The sequence below is a fragment of the Rhodococcus sp. MurmanLake-1 genome, assembly GCF_056945715.1.
Map to the genome: position 1 here is coordinate 426,786 of NZ_JBWZNF010000002.1, position 13,990 is coordinate 440,775.

General features: G+C 62.6%; 13 protein-coding genes. 5 read left to right on the plus strand and 8 right to left on the minus strand.

Going from position 1 to position 13,990, the window contains the following annotated elements; all coding sequences use genetic code 11:
• Positions 1–107: 107 nt before the first annotated feature.
• The 5 genes from AC2ETI_RS08370 to AC2ETI_RS08390 are packed head-to-tail and all read right to left on the minus strand — an operon-like array spanning position 108 to position 4,602.
• Positions 108–737: a response regulator transcription factor gene (locus AC2ETI_RS08370; protein ID WP_019745007.1), complete on the minus strand. Its 630-nt coding sequence runs from the start codon at positions 735–737 to the stop codon at positions 108–110.
• On the minus strand, positions 734–1,858 hold the full coding sequence (locus tag AC2ETI_RS08375) for a sensor histidine kinase (protein ID WP_021332163.1): 1,125 nt from the start codon (positions 1,856–1,858) through the stop codon (positions 734–736). The genes AC2ETI_RS08370 and AC2ETI_RS08375 overlap by 4 nt, the downstream gene beginning before the upstream one ends.
• On the minus strand, positions 1,859–2,653 hold the full coding sequence (locus tag AC2ETI_RS08380) for an ABC transporter permease (protein WP_019745005.1): 795 nt from the start codon (positions 2,651–2,653) through the stop codon (positions 1,859–1,861).
• Positions 2,653–3,609, minus strand: coding sequence for an ABC transporter ATP-binding protein (locus AC2ETI_RS08385; RefSeq protein ID WP_019745004.1), 957 nt, complete (start codon positions 3,607–3,609; stop codon positions 2,653–2,655). The genes AC2ETI_RS08380 and AC2ETI_RS08385 overlap by 1 nt, the downstream gene beginning before the upstream one ends.
• Positions 3,610–3,654: 45 nt before the next feature.
• Positions 3,655–4,602, minus strand: a complete 948-nt coding sequence (locus AC2ETI_RS08390; protein ID WP_019745003.1) for an EamA family transporter — start codon at positions 4,600–4,602, stop codon at positions 3,655–3,657.
• 68 nt (positions 4,603–4,670) lie between these two features.
• Here AC2ETI_RS08390 and AC2ETI_RS08395 point away from each other — a divergent pair, with 68 nt between their 5' ends.
• Together AC2ETI_RS08395 and AC2ETI_RS08400 are read left to right on the plus strand one after the other, a co-directional pair.
• On the plus strand, positions 4,671–5,216 hold the full coding sequence (locus AC2ETI_RS08395; protein ID WP_483633776.1) for a CGNR zinc finger domain-containing protein: 546 nt from the start codon (positions 4,671–4,673) through the stop codon (positions 5,214–5,216).
• A gap of 113 nt (positions 5,217–5,329) precedes the next feature.
• A complete protein-coding gene (locus tag AC2ETI_RS08400; protein WP_308371103.1) occupies positions 5,330–6,628 on the plus strand; it encodes an NtaA/DmoA family FMN-dependent monooxygenase in 1,299 nt (432 codons plus the stop codon).
• Here the strand turns inward: AC2ETI_RS08400 and AC2ETI_RS08405 are convergent.
• Positions 6,625–7,590 carry a proline dehydrogenase family protein gene (locus tag AC2ETI_RS08405; RefSeq protein WP_019745000.1) on the minus strand — a complete coding sequence of 322 codons (966 nt, stop codon included), beginning with the start codon at positions 7,588–7,590 and terminating at the stop codon, positions 6,625–6,627. The two genes, AC2ETI_RS08400 and AC2ETI_RS08405, sit on opposite strands and share 4 nt — an antisense overlap.
• Positions 7,590–9,251 (minus strand): L-glutamate gamma-semialdehyde dehydrogenase, encoded by a 1,662-nt coding sequence (pruA, locus tag AC2ETI_RS08410; RefSeq protein WP_021345333.1) that lies wholly within the window; start codon positions 9,249–9,251, stop codon positions 7,590–7,592. The genes AC2ETI_RS08405 and pruA overlap by 1 nt, the downstream gene beginning before the upstream one ends.
• A gap of 195 nt (positions 9,252–9,446) precedes the next feature.
• Here pruA and AC2ETI_RS08415 point away from each other — a divergent pair, with 195 nt between their 5' ends.
• Genes AC2ETI_RS08415 through AC2ETI_RS08425 form a run of 3 tightly spaced genes read left to right on the plus strand, consistent with a single transcriptional unit; the run spans position 9,447 to position 12,531 of the window.
• Positions 9,447–11,117, plus strand: coding sequence for a PucR family transcriptional regulator (locus AC2ETI_RS08415; protein WP_279217707.1), 1,671 nt, complete (start codon positions 9,447–9,449; stop codon positions 11,115–11,117).
• Positions 11,114–11,431 (plus strand): nuclear transport factor 2 family protein, encoded by a 318-nt coding sequence (locus tag AC2ETI_RS08420; protein WP_020908852.1) that lies wholly within the window; start codon positions 11,114–11,116, stop codon positions 11,429–11,431. Before AC2ETI_RS08415 ends, AC2ETI_RS08420 begins: the two co-directional genes overlap by 4 nt.
• Positions 11,431–12,531 (plus strand): DNA alkylation repair protein, encoded by a 1,101-nt coding sequence (locus AC2ETI_RS08425; protein ID WP_259117000.1) that lies wholly within the window; start codon positions 11,431–11,433, stop codon positions 12,529–12,531. Before AC2ETI_RS08420 ends, AC2ETI_RS08425 begins: the two co-directional genes overlap by 1 nt.
• A gap of 58 nt (positions 12,532–12,589) precedes the next feature.
• On the opposite strand, the gene AC2ETI_RS08430 is transcribed toward AC2ETI_RS08425, so the two are convergent.
• A complete protein-coding gene (locus AC2ETI_RS08430; protein WP_483633777.1) occupies positions 12,590–13,639 on the minus strand; it encodes an ABC transporter substrate-binding protein in 1,050 nt (349 codons plus the stop codon).
• Between the last annotated feature and the right edge of the window lie 351 nt (positions 13,640–13,990).

A 13,990-nucleotide genomic window follows, 5' to 3' on the forward strand; every position in this document is an offset into this window, starting at 1 on the left:
GAAAATCCCTAGGGTAGAAGGTCCCTACTTTGAGTGATCTGGACAAATCGCCGTCAAGAATCGCACGGCGAACTATTTGCCGGGGAAGTGGATTCCGGCCATGCGGATCAGAGCCAGCCGTTCGACTCGGCGATTCTGACGGCTTCCGCGCGCGTCGACGCACCTGTCTTGCCCATCGCGGATGACAGATGATTTCGAACTGTCCCTGCGGACAAGAAGAGCGCCCCTGCGATGGCTGCCACGGGTGCGCCGTCGTGAGCGGCGCGCAGTACTTGGGTCTCACGCTCCGTCAGGGGCGACTCGCCGCTGACGAGGCTGTCGGCCGCAAGGGTGGGATCGACGACGCGCAGTCCGGCGTGGACACGCCTGACTGCGTCGGCCAACTGCCTGGCGGGTGTGTCCTTGACGACGAACCCGCCGGCCCCGGCGTGCAAGGCTTTGCGAAGAAATCCGGGACGTCCGAACGTGGTGACGATCAGGACTCGGGTGTCGGGTGCTGCCTCGCGAAGGGCCGCCGTCGCGGCGATTCCGTCCATGCCGGGCATCTCGACGTCCAGAAGCGCGACATCCGGGCGGTGTTCGAGAACAGCGGCCACAACCTCGTCGCCGCGACCGACCTCGGCCACCACGGACAGGTCGGATTCCAGATCGAGTAGTGCGGCCAACGCTCCTCGCACGAGCGCCTGGTCGTCCGCCAAGAGCAGCCGTATGGTTGCTCGATCGCCCTGGCTGTTCACTCTGTCTCCTGTTCGACTACCTGAAGTGCAAACCCCTGCGGCTGGGGATGAGTGATGATCACTCGTGCGCCCGACGCTCCGGCGCGCTCGCGTAATCCGATCAGACCGTTGCCGGAAGACGTCGACCCGGCCCCTTGCCCGTCGTCGACGACCGACGCACTATTTTCGTCGACCGTGATCCGGCAGTGGGTCGCACCGCTGTGTCGAACGACGTTGGTGACGCCCTCACGGATCGTCCATGCAAAGAGTTCGCGAAGACGCGTGGGAACCATGTCGGTACTGCTCGGCACCTCGTCCTCGATACCAGCCGCACGCAATGCCTCTCGTGCTCGGGCTATCTCGACGGGAAGAGAAATCCCACGAAATCCTTCGACGGCCGAGCGCACGTCTGCCAACGCGTCACGCGAAAGTCTTTCGAGGTCGTCGAGTTCGTTGCGCGCACGTTCGATATCGACATCGAGTAGGCGATTGGCCAGTTCGGCTTTGATCGTGATGACGGTCAGCGAGTGCCCGAGGATGTCGTGCAGATCGCGCGCCATCCTCGTTCGCTCCTCCATGATTGCCCGCTGCTCCTGCTCTTCGCGTTCATGGAGCATGGCGAAGTTGCGGCTGATCAGGGACATGATGCCCCAGGTCGCGAATGCGGCCGCGCAGACTCCGAGCGAGAGTCCGGAGTAGTTCCCCCACCCGGACGAGAGGCTGACTATCTCCACGGAGGCCGCGAACACCAAGGCGAGAATGCCGCCCGCGACGGTCGGCAGCAGCGTCACCGCTGTCACCGCGAGATACGGTGCGGCTGCCAAACCAGTCGGCCCGACGCTGACGATCATCACGGCGGCCAACGCGGTCAAGGCGGCCAAAGCCAGTGCAGCTTCGCGAATCGTCGGCCGAGTCATTGTCATTCGACGCCGCTGCTGCGTTGTGGCGAACGTGTAGAGATAGAGCGCACCGAAGGCGACCGTCGCGAGAATCCCTGTCCAGCCGCGCAGTTCGTCGCGCAGATTCCATCCCTCGATCAGCGGCCCGCCGAGAAATACCATCCAGACCGCCGCGAAGAGAACGCCGAAACGATTCCGCCGCGGGAGCGCGACGGAATCTTCTCGGTCAGTCGTTTGCGACAACTACACACGCTCCGTATCTCGTTGGAACCGCCAGATCGCTCCGCCGGCGAAGATGGCGAACCACACCAGGATATTGACGATCCAGGTCCAGTGAATGCTATTGCCCGTCAACGGTGCGTGGGCGAGGGCGTTGATGCCGAACATCGGGGTGAACTGTGCGATGGTCGCCCATACGGAACCGTCGGTGAGCGGCACGAAGAGTCCGCCGCCGAAGGCGAGCAGAGCCAGTCCCGGTCCGAGCAACTGCATGACGTTCTCACTGGGGAGTAGATACCCCATGAACAGGCCGAAGGCCGCGAAGATCGACGATCCCAACCAGGCGATCAATGCCGTTGTGAACCAGAGTGATCCGTCCATCTGCGCCGAGGTGAACGCGCCGACGACGTAGACGACAAGGATCGAGACGAGACCGAGCAGCATCGCCATGATCAGTTTGACGGCGATGTAGGCGACCGGGGTCAGGGGAGTCAGCCGAAGTTGACGGCTCCATCCGGACGCTCGTTCGATCGAGACCATCGCTCCGCCGCTGGTGGTGGCCAGCATCGCGCCGTAGAGAGCCATGCTGATCATGATGTACGCGGCGACATTGCCGTGTCCGATCCCGTGGTCGTCGTCGCCTTGACCGAGACCGAAGACGAGGAAGAAGACAACCGGCATGACGAGCGTGAAGATCATCGTGCGCCGATTGCGGGTCAGGCGACGAAATTCCAGTCGCAGTAGCGTCGTGTTGAATCCGCCGAGAGGTACGACGGTTCGCTCGGCTCCGTAGGTGTTCGCTTCGGTTGCAGTGGTCATCACTTCTGTCCTTCGGAGTTGTTCGACGTGAGTGCGATGAATGCGTCTTCGAGGCCACGCGAGACGATTTCGAGATCGCGAGCCTGGGTATTGGTCAACAGGAACCGTGCAACGGCATCGGTGTCACCCGAGTGCACGAGCAGTGACTCACCGCGCACCTCGACGGCGTCGGAGTTCGGTATGGCTCGCAGGAGTTCGTCGGTGATGCCTGGAACAGTCGCGCGCAGGGTGCGTCCGGACGCCATCGCCTTGACCTCGGCGGTGGTCCCGTCTGCGACCACGGTGCCTTGCCTGACCAGGATGATGCGGTCGGCGTAGACATCGGCCTCTTCGAGGTAGTGCGTCGCAAAAAGCACAGTGCGACCGTGATCTGCGTCGGCGCGGATGGCGGACCAAAAGTCCCGACGCCCTTCGACGTCCATGCCGGTGGTGGGCTCGTCGAGAATGAGCAATTGCGGGTTCGACAGCAACGCCATCGCAAATCGCAACCGCTGTTGTTGTCCGCCTGAGCATTTGCTGACCAGGCGATCGGAGATGTCGAGGATTCCGGCTCTCCCCAGCACTTCGTCGACCGGACGGGATTGGGCGTACAGGCTGGCGGTCAGCTGCACCGTCTCGGCAACCGTCAGCTCTTTCAGTAGTCCGCCGGTCTGCATGACTGCGGAGACGAGTCCGCGGGCGATCGCCGATCGGGGTGACATTCCGAAGACGCTCACGTCGCCCGACGTCGGCCGGGACAGGCCGAGGATCATGTCGATGGTTGTCGTCTTGCCTGCGCCGTTCGGGCCGAGGAACGCGACGATCTCGCCGGGGCGGATGCTCAGGTCGATACCCTTGACGGCGTCGACGGTTCCGAAACTCTTGCGAAGTCCGGTCAACCGGACGGCGTCGTGTGCCGATCCTTCAGTGAGTGTGTGCAGTGCCTGTGGTGAATGCCGTGCCTGTGCTGAGGTCATACATAGAATCTGCTCGCTTCGAGGTCGTGATCCCTCGTCCGTCCGTCATTCTTCTGCCATGACATTTGTCATCGGGTCGGCCGGTATCTGTTTCGGTGCAACCTGGCCGAGGCGCGCGAGGACCAACCCCGCGATGATTGCTGCGCCACCCACAGCTTGGAGTGCAGTGACGGATTCCCCGACCAGGATCCACGCGGCGAGGACCGCGCACAGCACTTCGGTCAGCGCTACGAGAGATCCGATTGTCGGCCCCAGCAGCGTGATTGCGGCGATGCCGGTGAGATAGGCAATGACAGTGCTGACCAGGACCAGGACCACCACCGGCAGCCATACGTTCACCGAATGGTCTGCCACGACGGCGTTCGAGGCCGAGAACTGGAGTGGGAGGACGCCGACGAGTCCGAGCGCGCCGATGACCATTGCACTGACCGTGAGCCCCGATGCCGCGAGCACAACAGGATGGAGATCACCGTCCGCACGTTCGGAAATGACGAAATAGACTGCAAGGCATGCCGCGGCGGCCAGTCCCCAGGCGACTCCGACGGCACTGATCTCTGCCGATCCGAAGACGTCGATCACCACGGCGGCGCCGATCATGGCAACCGCCGCACCGAGAAGCGTCTGCACGCTCGGACGCGCGCCCTTGGTTATCCACACCCATCCGATGACGATGATCGGTGCAAGGTACTCGAGAAGCAATGCGACGCCGACCGAAAGATGTTGCACGGCATTGAAGAAGCACAGTTGAACGCCCGAGATCGCGAACACCCCGTACAGCAGTACCGTTCGCGTGTGGGCGCTCACCTGTCGTAGGCGAGGCCATTGGGTGGCTACGGCGATCACCATCATCACCAGTGCGCCGCCGGCAACGCGCGCGAACACTGCGCCGCCGGGGGACCACCCCGATTCGATGAGAGACTTCGCGAACGGGCCCGAGACGCCGAACGTTGCCGCGGACAGCAGAGCGAAGATCAAGCCGTTGCGAGAGTTCACGTCGTCACCCGTCAGGAGTAAAAGCGATTACGATGCTGACATTAGGTTGATAGAGCTCAGGAGTCAAAGTGCATTTTGCTGGTGACACGGAATCGGCGCTCGTCTTCGCCGCGTCGTTGGTCAACACGGCCCGCGGCGGGGCTGAACTGCTTCCGGATCAAGGGGAGCTGACACGGTTTCTCGACGCGGATCATTGGACCGGCAGGCGGGACGACACGCGGGAGGAATTGACGGAGGTTCGTGCGCTGCGTCCACGACTGCGAAAGTTCTGGGAAGCCGCGGGAGTGGACGACGCCGTCGAGGTGGTGAACACACTGCTACTCGAATCCGGCGCGAGGCCGCGGCTCACCAGGCACGACGACCTCGGCTGGCATCTGCACGTCACCGCTGACGATTCGCCACTGGTGGACCGGATGGCCGCAGAAGCGGCGATGGGTGTGCTCGATCTGATCCGAACCGACGAATTCTCGCGGTTGCGATGGTGCGAGGCCCCGGACTGCGAGGCGGTCTTCGTGGATTTGTCGCGCAATCGTTCGAAGCGATACTGCGACACCGGAAACTGTGGGAACAGGGCGCACGTCGCCGCCTATCGTGCCCGTAAATCCGGTGCGTGACCAAGCGGTGTGTGGAGGGATATAACCAGGCTGAGTGAATACCTTGTCGGGAGCCAGGATCGGTCTAGCGTTGTGAATTCGGAACAGATTTCGCGAAGCCAGGAGGATGGTCGGTGGCCGATCGTAGGCGTCCACTCAAGACGGTGACCGGTGTCAGCGGGGCGGTGAGTATCTACGACGCCGCGATCGATCCGACGACGTCGACGGTCGCGTCCGCGATCGACGTCGCAAAGACGGCTGAGGCGAACAAGATCGACGGACTGTTTGCCGCCGACCTGCTGAGTTTCGGCGCGCAGGGCGCGATCGGTGCGCAGGAGCCGTTGATCTTCCTTGCCGCGCTGAGTGCGGTCACCACCCATGTGGGGCTGATCGCCACCGTCACGACGACGTTTCATCACCCTTTCAACCTGGCGCGGTTGTTCGGCACCCTGGACCACGTCAGCAATGGTCGAGCCGCATGGAATGCCGTCACTTCCTCACTCGGAGAAGAGAACTACAGCGACCTTGACCTGCCGAGTCCGGAGGAGCGGTACGCCCGAGCGGCCGAATCGCTCGAGGTGGTCAACGCGCTTTTCGACAGTTGGAAGCCCGGCGCCCTGACCCGGGGAGAGGGCTCAGCGGTGCTCGATCCGTCGAGGGTGGTCCCCATCGAGCATCGAGGCAAGTACTTCACCGTGCAGGGGCCGCTGAACATCCCCTCCCTGCCGCAGCGTCGTCCGGTCCAATTCCAGGCAGGCCAATCTGCCGGAGGTATCGAACTGGGTGCTCGCTTCGCGGAGGTCGTATTCACTTCTCTCGCAACCTTCGAGGACGCGGTCACCTACACGAAGACGATCCGCGCCCGGGCGGCAGAGTTGGGGCGTGGGGACGAACTGCCACTGATTTTCAGCTCGTTCCACGCAACGTACGGCGCTACCGAAGCCGAAGTCGAACGATTGGTCAGAGAAGCCGAGGAATCGACGGACTTCGACGCCGGACGCACGAGGCTTGCCGACATGTTCGGCGGTGACGTGGATTTCTCGGAATTGCCGCTGGACCGGCCGATCCCGGAGTCGTTGTTGCCGGACCCGTCGTCGGTGAATCGACGACGGGGCCGGGTCGAGATCTTCGGCAAGCTCGCATCACAAGGAAAGACTCTGCGTGAGTTGATCATCGCGTCCAAGGACACCGGCCACTGGGCAGCGGCGGGCACCCCGGAACAGCTCGCGGACGCGATCGAGGAACGATACGACGCGGGCGTACTCGACGTCATCACGCTCGGTGACCTTGCCGATCCGCGTACACGCGATTTCGTCACGAACGGACTGCTGCCGGAACTACGCAAGCGCAGAATCGTGGGAACAGATTACGTCGGGGGTACCTTCCGTGAGAACCTCGAGTTGCCACCGCTGCCACCGGTTTCCAGCACCTAGTTGTTGGAGGCGAGTGAGCGCATGAAGAACATGAGGTTGGCCGGCCGTTCCGCCAGGCGACGCATGAAGTAGCCGTACCACTGGCTGCCGTAGGGAACGTAGACCCGCAGGTGATTGCCTTCGGCTACCAATCTGCGTTGTTCGCCGTCGCGGATGCCGTAGAGCATCTGAAACTCGAAATCCTCGGCTGTCCGTTCGGTCAATGTGGCGAGTTCGAGGGCGGCGTCGATCATGGTGGGATCGTGGGAGGCGACCATCGGGTACCCGTCACCTTCCATCAAGACCTTCAGACAACGCAGGTACGACGCGTCGACTTCGCCGGGCTTTTGGAACGCAACGTCGGCCGGTTCCTTGTATGCACCCTTGCACAGCCGAATTCGTGAACCTGATCCGGAGAAGTGCCGGCAGTCGGCCTCGGTGCGGTGCAGATACGCCTGCAGGACCGTGCCGAGCGTCGGGAAGTCGCGGCGCAACTCTTCGACGATGGACAGTGTCGAGTCGGTGGTGGTGTGATCCTCCGCATCGACGGTGACCCACGCGCCCACTTCGTCTGCCGCTGTGACGATTCGGTGAGCGTTCGCCAGGGCGATCTTCTCGCCGTCGCCGGGAAGTGACTGCCCTAACGCTGAGAGCTTGAGCGAAACCTCGAGGGTGTGTTGCGTCCCAGCCGCTTCGGAAAGCGTTGCGTACGAGCGGAGAAGGGAGAGATAGGCGTCGACGGTAGCTGTTGCCTGAGCTGGATCGGTAGTGTCCTCGCCGAGGTAGTCGACCGTCACGAACCGGCCACTGGTGAGGATGTCGCGTACGGCTGACACCGCTGCGGGTTCCGCGTCCCCGGCGACGAACCTGTCTACCAGCTTGCGGGTCAAGGTCATCCCGGAGACTGTCTTCTCCAGCCGCGACGAGCGTGCCGCCGCGAGGAGTACCGGGCGCAGCGGGTTGCTCAGCGAGACGGCACTCATCAACGGTTCTCGCTCTCGGCTGGATCGACGTCCTGGTGGGGGTAGCGATGATCGGTGGGAGGAACGAAGGTTTCCTTGACGGTGCGTGTCGACGTCCAACGGAGCAGGTTCTGCGGTGAACCGGCCTTGTCGTTGGTACCGGAAGCCCGCGCACCTCCGAAGGGCTGTTGTCCGACTACCGCGCCCGTCGGCTTGTCGTTGACGTAGAAGTTTCCGGCGGCGAACCGCAGACCGTGGTGAGCTTGATCGACGGCCGCACGGTCGGTGGCGATCACGGCACCGGTCAGGGCGTACGCGGATCCGCTGTCGATACGAGCGAGGATGTCGGCGTAGGCATTCGGTGCGGAGTCGTCGTAGACGTGCAGGGAGAGTATGGGGCCGAAGTACTCGGTGCTGAAGGCCTCGTCACTGGGGTCGTCACCGAGCAGGACCGTCGGCGAGATGAAGAATCCTTCGCGGTCGTCGTAGTCGCCGCCTGCTGCGATGGTGAGGCTGCCGGTCGACTTGGCTCGGACGATCGCGGCGGCGTTGCGGTCGAAGGAACGCTGGTCGATGACGGCGCCGCCGAAGTTCGTCAGGTCCGTGACGTCGCCGTACTTCAGTGACGACACTGTGTCGATGAACGTGTCGCCCATCTTGGCCCACACCGATTTCGGGACGAATGCCCGTGACGCGGCCGAGCATTTCTGTCCCTGATAGTCGAAGGCCCCGCGGATCAATGCCGTCGTGAGTACGTCGGGGTCTGCTGAACTGTGTGCGAGTACAAAATCTTTGCCGCCGGTTTCGCCGACGAGACGCGGATACGTCCGGTAGTTCGAGATGTTGGCTCCGACCTCACGCCACAAACGCTGGAACGTTGCGGTCGATCCGGTGAAGTGGATGCCCGCCAGGCGAGGGTCGGCCAGCGCGACCTCGGACACCGTGGGGCCGTCGCCGAGAACAAGATTGATCACCCCGGGTGGCAGGCCGGCGGCTTCGAGTAGTTGCATCGTCAGGTACGCCGCGACGGCCTGCGTCGGTGACGGCTTCCAGATCACGGTGTTGCCCATCAGGGCCGGTGCGGTGGGGAGATTTCCGGCGATGGCGGTGAAATTGAAGGGGGTGATCGCGTAGACAAAACCTTCGAGTGGTCGATATTCGACGCGATTCCAGACTCCCGGAGCGGAAACGGGTTGGTCGGCGAGTATCTGACGAGCGAACGCGACGTTGAAACGCCAGAAGTCGATCAGTTCGCACGGGGCATCGATCTCGGCCTGATATGCGGTCTTCGACTGACCGAGCATTGTTGCGGCGGCGATGGTTTCGCGCCACGGGCCGGAGAGTAGATCGGCGGCGCGGAGGAAGACCGCCGCGCGGTCGTCGAACGAGAGGTCGCGCCAGGCCGGGGCGGCGAGTGTAGCGGCGTCGATGGCATCACGAACATCCGAGTGCGTTGCGCCCGCAAACGATCCGATGACCGAGCTGTGACGGTGTGGTTGAACTACGTTCTCCCGCTTGCCTTCCGCAGTTCGGTGGACGCCCCCGATGACCTGTCGGATGTCGGTGGGTGTCTCGGCCAGTTCGGTCAGTTTGGTGCGTAGGCGTGATCGTTCCGGGCTTCCCGGCCCGTAATTGTTGACCGGTTCGTTGGCTGGGTGGGGGACATTGGTGACGGCGTCCATGACGATCCTTCGGCAGACTGATGGGTGGGGCAGTTGTCGTGTCGTCATCAGTCAAGCCGAAAGGAGTCGGCGAGTAATCCGCTGATCGGCCAAACTTCTCGGACGCTGTTTGTTCGATCGGCTGAACCATCTCCGCAGGAAAATGCACTATTCTCGAAATCGAGGCGTTGGAACGGTCCGGAAAGTGGGTGGTACGTGGCTATCCGTGAGGTCAGGCTCGACGCGGTCCTTCGGGCGCTGGGCGGAGCCTTTGTCGAGCTCGTCTTCGCGCCGTCAGGTGATGACGTCTTCGTCGACTCCGTGGTGTTCGCGGAGGTCGGGGACCTCACACGCCCCGGAACCGCGGACGTCGAATCCTCTGAGCTCTGGCTCGCTGTCGGTATCGGCGCAGCAGAATTGGCAGCCTGGCTGAACCGCGTCGATCAGAAGGGATCAGCGCCTCGGGCCGTAATGTCGAAGGAGGCCTCGGACACGTCGGTGCGCGCGGCGGCACAGCGCGCCGGGATCGCCTTGATAGCAGTCCATCCGGACGCTCGTTGGGATCGATTGTTCACCACGATCCGGGGCGTGCTCGATCATTCGGTATCCCGTCAGGATTCGGAGGACGTTGTATTCGGCAGTGACACAGACTTGTTCGAGCTGGCACAGAACGTCGCGTCACTCACCCGGGGGATGGTCAGCATCGAGGACGAGCGTTCCCACGTCATGGCTTATTCGGCATCAGGAGATGCTGCGGACGAGCTCCGCCGGCAATCGATCCTCGGCCGTGAAGGACCTCGGGAATACCTCCGGAAGCTGCAGGAGTGGGGCGTCTTCGAAAGCTTGCGGCGAAGTGACGACGTGGTGGAGGTGCCTGCGCACGAAGACCTCGCGATCAGGCGACGGTTGGTGGTTCCGATTCGCAGAATTTCCGAGAACGTCAAGGGGGAGAGCGGTTTCAGTTCTGATCTGCTCGGCACGATCTGGGTTCAGGAAGGCCTGCTTCCCATCGCCGGCGATGCCGAGAGAGTGCTCCGCGGTGCCGCGGCCATTGCAGCTCGGCTGATTTCGCGCATCCGAGACGCGCCGAGTAACGAGGCGATACAGGTTCAGCGCTTGCTCGGGGTTCTCGGCGGCGGCGTCGATGTTCCTTCTCTGGCGGCCTCGTTGTCCATCCCGATGTCCGGACCCGCGATGGTGATCGGCGTGGCGAGTGTCGGGAGCAGCGTGTTGTCGGCTTCGGGTGAGCTCGTGTCGTCGTTGCGCCTGCACGCCAGTGCCTTTCACCGTGAATCGCTGGTGAGTGCATTCGGCGCCCGGATCTATGTGCTGTTTCCGCGAACCCAATCCGTGAAATCCACAGTCTCGTGGACCCGTGAAGTTATCGCGCGTTTGGACAAGTTGTCGCCCTCGGGTTTACGGGCCGCAGTCTCGTCGCCGGTTTCGACGCTCACTGAGGTGGCCAGGGCTCGCGCCGAAGTGGATCGGGTCTTGGACGGAACGTCGGGGGATGTTCGTGTGACCACCCTCGCGGACTCGCGCACTCCGGTGCTGCTGGGCGAAATCATGGACGCGATTGCGGCCGACGAGCAACTGCACGATCCGAGAATCGACGCGCTCGACGTCTACGACAGGCGTAACGGGTCGAACATGCGTGAAAGTGTCTCCGTTTACCTCGCGCATTCGGGCGATGTCCGACGCGCGTCCGAGCAGCTTCGCATTCACCCGAACACACTCAGGTATCGGATCAAAAGGGTCGAGGAGATAACAGATACCGACCTGTCCGAGCCCTCGACGAGGCTGTTGATGGAGATTCAGTTGGAGGCGTCCGCTCGCGCAGTGAGTTCGCCGAACCTGTCGGACCCCAGCAGTACTCTTCGCGAATGATCGACTCAGCGAAGGTGCCAGGCGCAGCGCGCGCGTATTTCGACGGCGGAGACGTCCGTGACGTGTTCACCGAAGACGCCGTGGTGCGTGACGACGGCCGGACGTATGTCGGGATCGAAGAAATCGTGGCGTGGAAGTCCGCCGTGTCGACGGCGTTCACCTTCACCCAGAAGATCGAGTCGGTCAACACCCCAGGCTCGGCCGTTGTCGTGTCGGTGAAGGTCGAGGGTGATTTTCCCGGAAGCCCCGTCCAGTTGCATCACCATTTTTCTCTCGACGGTGATCGGATTTCCGCTCTCACGGTGTGCCCCTGATGCCCACCGCTGACGAACTGCTCGGGAAATCCGTCGTCGCCGATCTGGCAGGCTGTCTCGAGCGAGCCTCCGGTCAGACACGCCTCGCCCTCGTTCGGGGTAGTACATCCGAATTCGACGGTATGAGTCTCGGCGAACGTACCCGCGTTGTGCGGGACGCGATGACTGCCGAACTGCCTCAGGATCTTCCGGCCTTCGCCGAGATCATCCGCCGTGCGCTTTCAGAGGAGACCTTCACTGGTTGGATGATCTGGCCGGTGACCGAAGCTGTCGCCGTCACGGCGACACGAAGTGGCTCCGAGTCGGATTTCGACGAGGGAATGGCTCTGCTTGCCGAGCTGACGTCGCGTCTGACGGCCGAATTCGCAATTCGCACATTTCTCGAGACGGACCTTGACCGTTCGCTGGCGATCGCACTCACCTGGACCGGCCATGACGACGAACACGTCCGGCGCTTGGCGACCGAAGGCACTCGTACTCGTTTGCCCTGGGGAAGACGAGTGAAAGAATTGACGGCGCGTCCCGAGTCGACACTCGCCATTCTCGACGAGCTGTATCGGGATGATTCGGAATATGTACGACGCTCGGTCGCAAACCATCTCAACGATCTCAGTCGTGCTGACGCAGCGCTCGCCGTGTCGACTGCGAAGCGTTGGTTACAGACGCCGGATTCCAACACACTGAAAATCGTCAAACATGCATTGCGGACGTTGATCAAGGCCGGCGACCCAGATGCTCTGTCTCTTCTGGGGTTCTCGCCGCCCACCGACGTCGTGGTCGAAGGGTTCGTCATCGACCGCGAAATAGTCGATGCGGGTGGAGAACTCACTTTCGACTTCGCTGTCACGAACAACGGCAGCGAGTCCGTCACCGTCGTGATCGATTACATCGTCCACCACGTGAAGGCCAACGGGACCACGACGCCGAAGGTCTTCAAACTGACAACACGAACGCTCGAGCCTGGGGTGCCGGCCCGCATCGCGAAGAGGCATTCCTTCAAACCGATCAGTACCCGGAAGTACTATGCCGGCGACCATGCCGTCGAAGTGCAGATCAACGGTGTACGCCAGGTGCGAGGCGAATTCCGCTTGGAGGCGTGAGTGACCCCACCAGGTGTGGTGGGGTCACTCCAGTACCGATCCAATGCCCGCACGGATGTCAGCGCATGACCTGTACCTGTTCGGCGATATCAGCGGCCAGGGCCATCGCAGTCAGAGCGAGGCCGTTGTTGAGGTCGTATCGCAGTTGTCCGACATGGCCGTCCTGGACAGCGCGAACTCGTTTCCACGTGGGCGACTCGGCTTCGACGGCGTCGGGGTTCTGTAGCAGTACGAAGTCGGCCTGGTCGAAGATCGCGAGCTCCTCGAGGCTGTAGAACGTCGAATCCTTCCGATCGGGTGCGGCATGGGCGGCGTCAGTCAAGACGTTCAGGCCGAGGTCCTGTGCAACCGACACGGCGAACGTGTTGTTCTGCAGCCAGATCTGACCGCTGTCTGCACCGGCGATCGCAATCGACTTGCCTTCGAGGAGACCACCGATCTTGGCCCGCGCTTGAGCAAGTTCTCCGTTGTATCGGGCGATGACGCGTTCGGCGACTTCGCGGCGATCGAGCGCCGTGAGCTGCGCGGTCATGGCCTGTTTCCAAGACGAGCCCGTCGTGCCCTCGTCAACGACGAGCACCGGGGCGATGTCAGTGCCGAGCAGGCCCCTGTCCTGGTAGTAATCCCACCAGCCTTTCCCGACAACCAACAGATCGGGGTCGTAGCTCAGGATCGATTCGGCATTCGGTTCGTTGTTCGTCCCACCGAGGCGAGCTGCGCCGGCGGGTACCTTCTGCATGAGCTGAGACTTCGGATCCCAATTGGTCGCGACGATCGGGTACTCGGCCAGTAGTGCAAAATCGAGGGCGCCTCGGGCTTCGAGCACCACGACACGCTTGGGGTCCCGCGGGAGGCGGTAGGTCTGGTCCGCGACGACGATGTCGACCCACTCGTCCGAGGCTTCGGTGCCGCTGGATTCGCTCGAACATGCAGACAGTGCGCCCAGTGCACCGAGCGCCGCCGCACCGGTCAGGAACCCGCGTCGTGTCAAGGAATCGATCAGACGGGTGAATTCGTCGTCCACATCTTTTGTCGACTGCAAGGGGGTTTCGGTCGCAGAAGGGGACACCGTCGGGTGGAAGGTTTTGGTCGATTCGATCACAGGCATGAGAAGGCGCAGCTCCATCTGATGTTCCGGGCATTGGCAGGTGCCTAACCAACGTATTCGAACTTCGCAGCCGGAGCCTTACTCGAAAGCGCCAACCGCTCAGCGGATTTGGCCATTCTTCACGGACTCGTGCCACGGGACTCGCCCCTCGGATTCGGCTTGTTGTGGACGGGCGCGCCCATCTGATCCGAACTCGAGGTATCGTGGCCGTCATGCAGCGCGTCTATTTCTGGTTTAGCAGGCCGGCCCCGGGTGGGCCTGCCGGCGTAACCACGCGCTGACAACCTCCACCCAAGAGCCGGACTACAGACCGGCTCGCTGGAGTTTCTCTTCATCTCTGGGGTCGGCCTG

Bases quoted from the DNA above. Each gene is read 5' to 3' on its own strand.
- AC2ETI_RS08385 (WP_019745004.1), bottom strand. From the start codon at position 3,609: ATGACCTCAGCACAGGCACGGCATTCACCACAGGCACTGCACACACTC.
- AC2ETI_RS08380 (WP_019745005.1), bottom strand. From the start codon at position 2,653: ATGACCACTGCAACCGAAGCGAACACCTACGGAGCCGAGCGAACCGTC.
- AC2ETI_RS08420 (WP_020908852.1), top strand. From the start codon at position 11,114: ATGATCGACTCAGCGAAGGTGCCAGGCGCAGCGCGCGCGTATTTCGAC.
- pruA (WP_021345333.1), bottom strand. From the start codon at position 9,251: ATGGACGCCGTCACCAATGTCCCCCACCCAGCCAACGAACCGGTCAAC.
- AC2ETI_RS08430 (WP_483633777.1), bottom strand. From the start codon at position 13,639: ATGCCTGTGATCGAATCGACCAAAACCTTCCACCCGACGGTGTCCCCT.
- AC2ETI_RS08425 (WP_259117000.1), top strand. From the start codon at position 11,431: ATGCCCACCGCTGACGAACTGCTCGGGAAATCCGTCGTCGCCGATCTG.
- AC2ETI_RS08405 (WP_019745000.1), bottom strand. From the start codon at position 7,590: ATGAGTGCCGTCTCGCTGAGCAACCCGCTGCGCCCGGTACTCCTCGCG.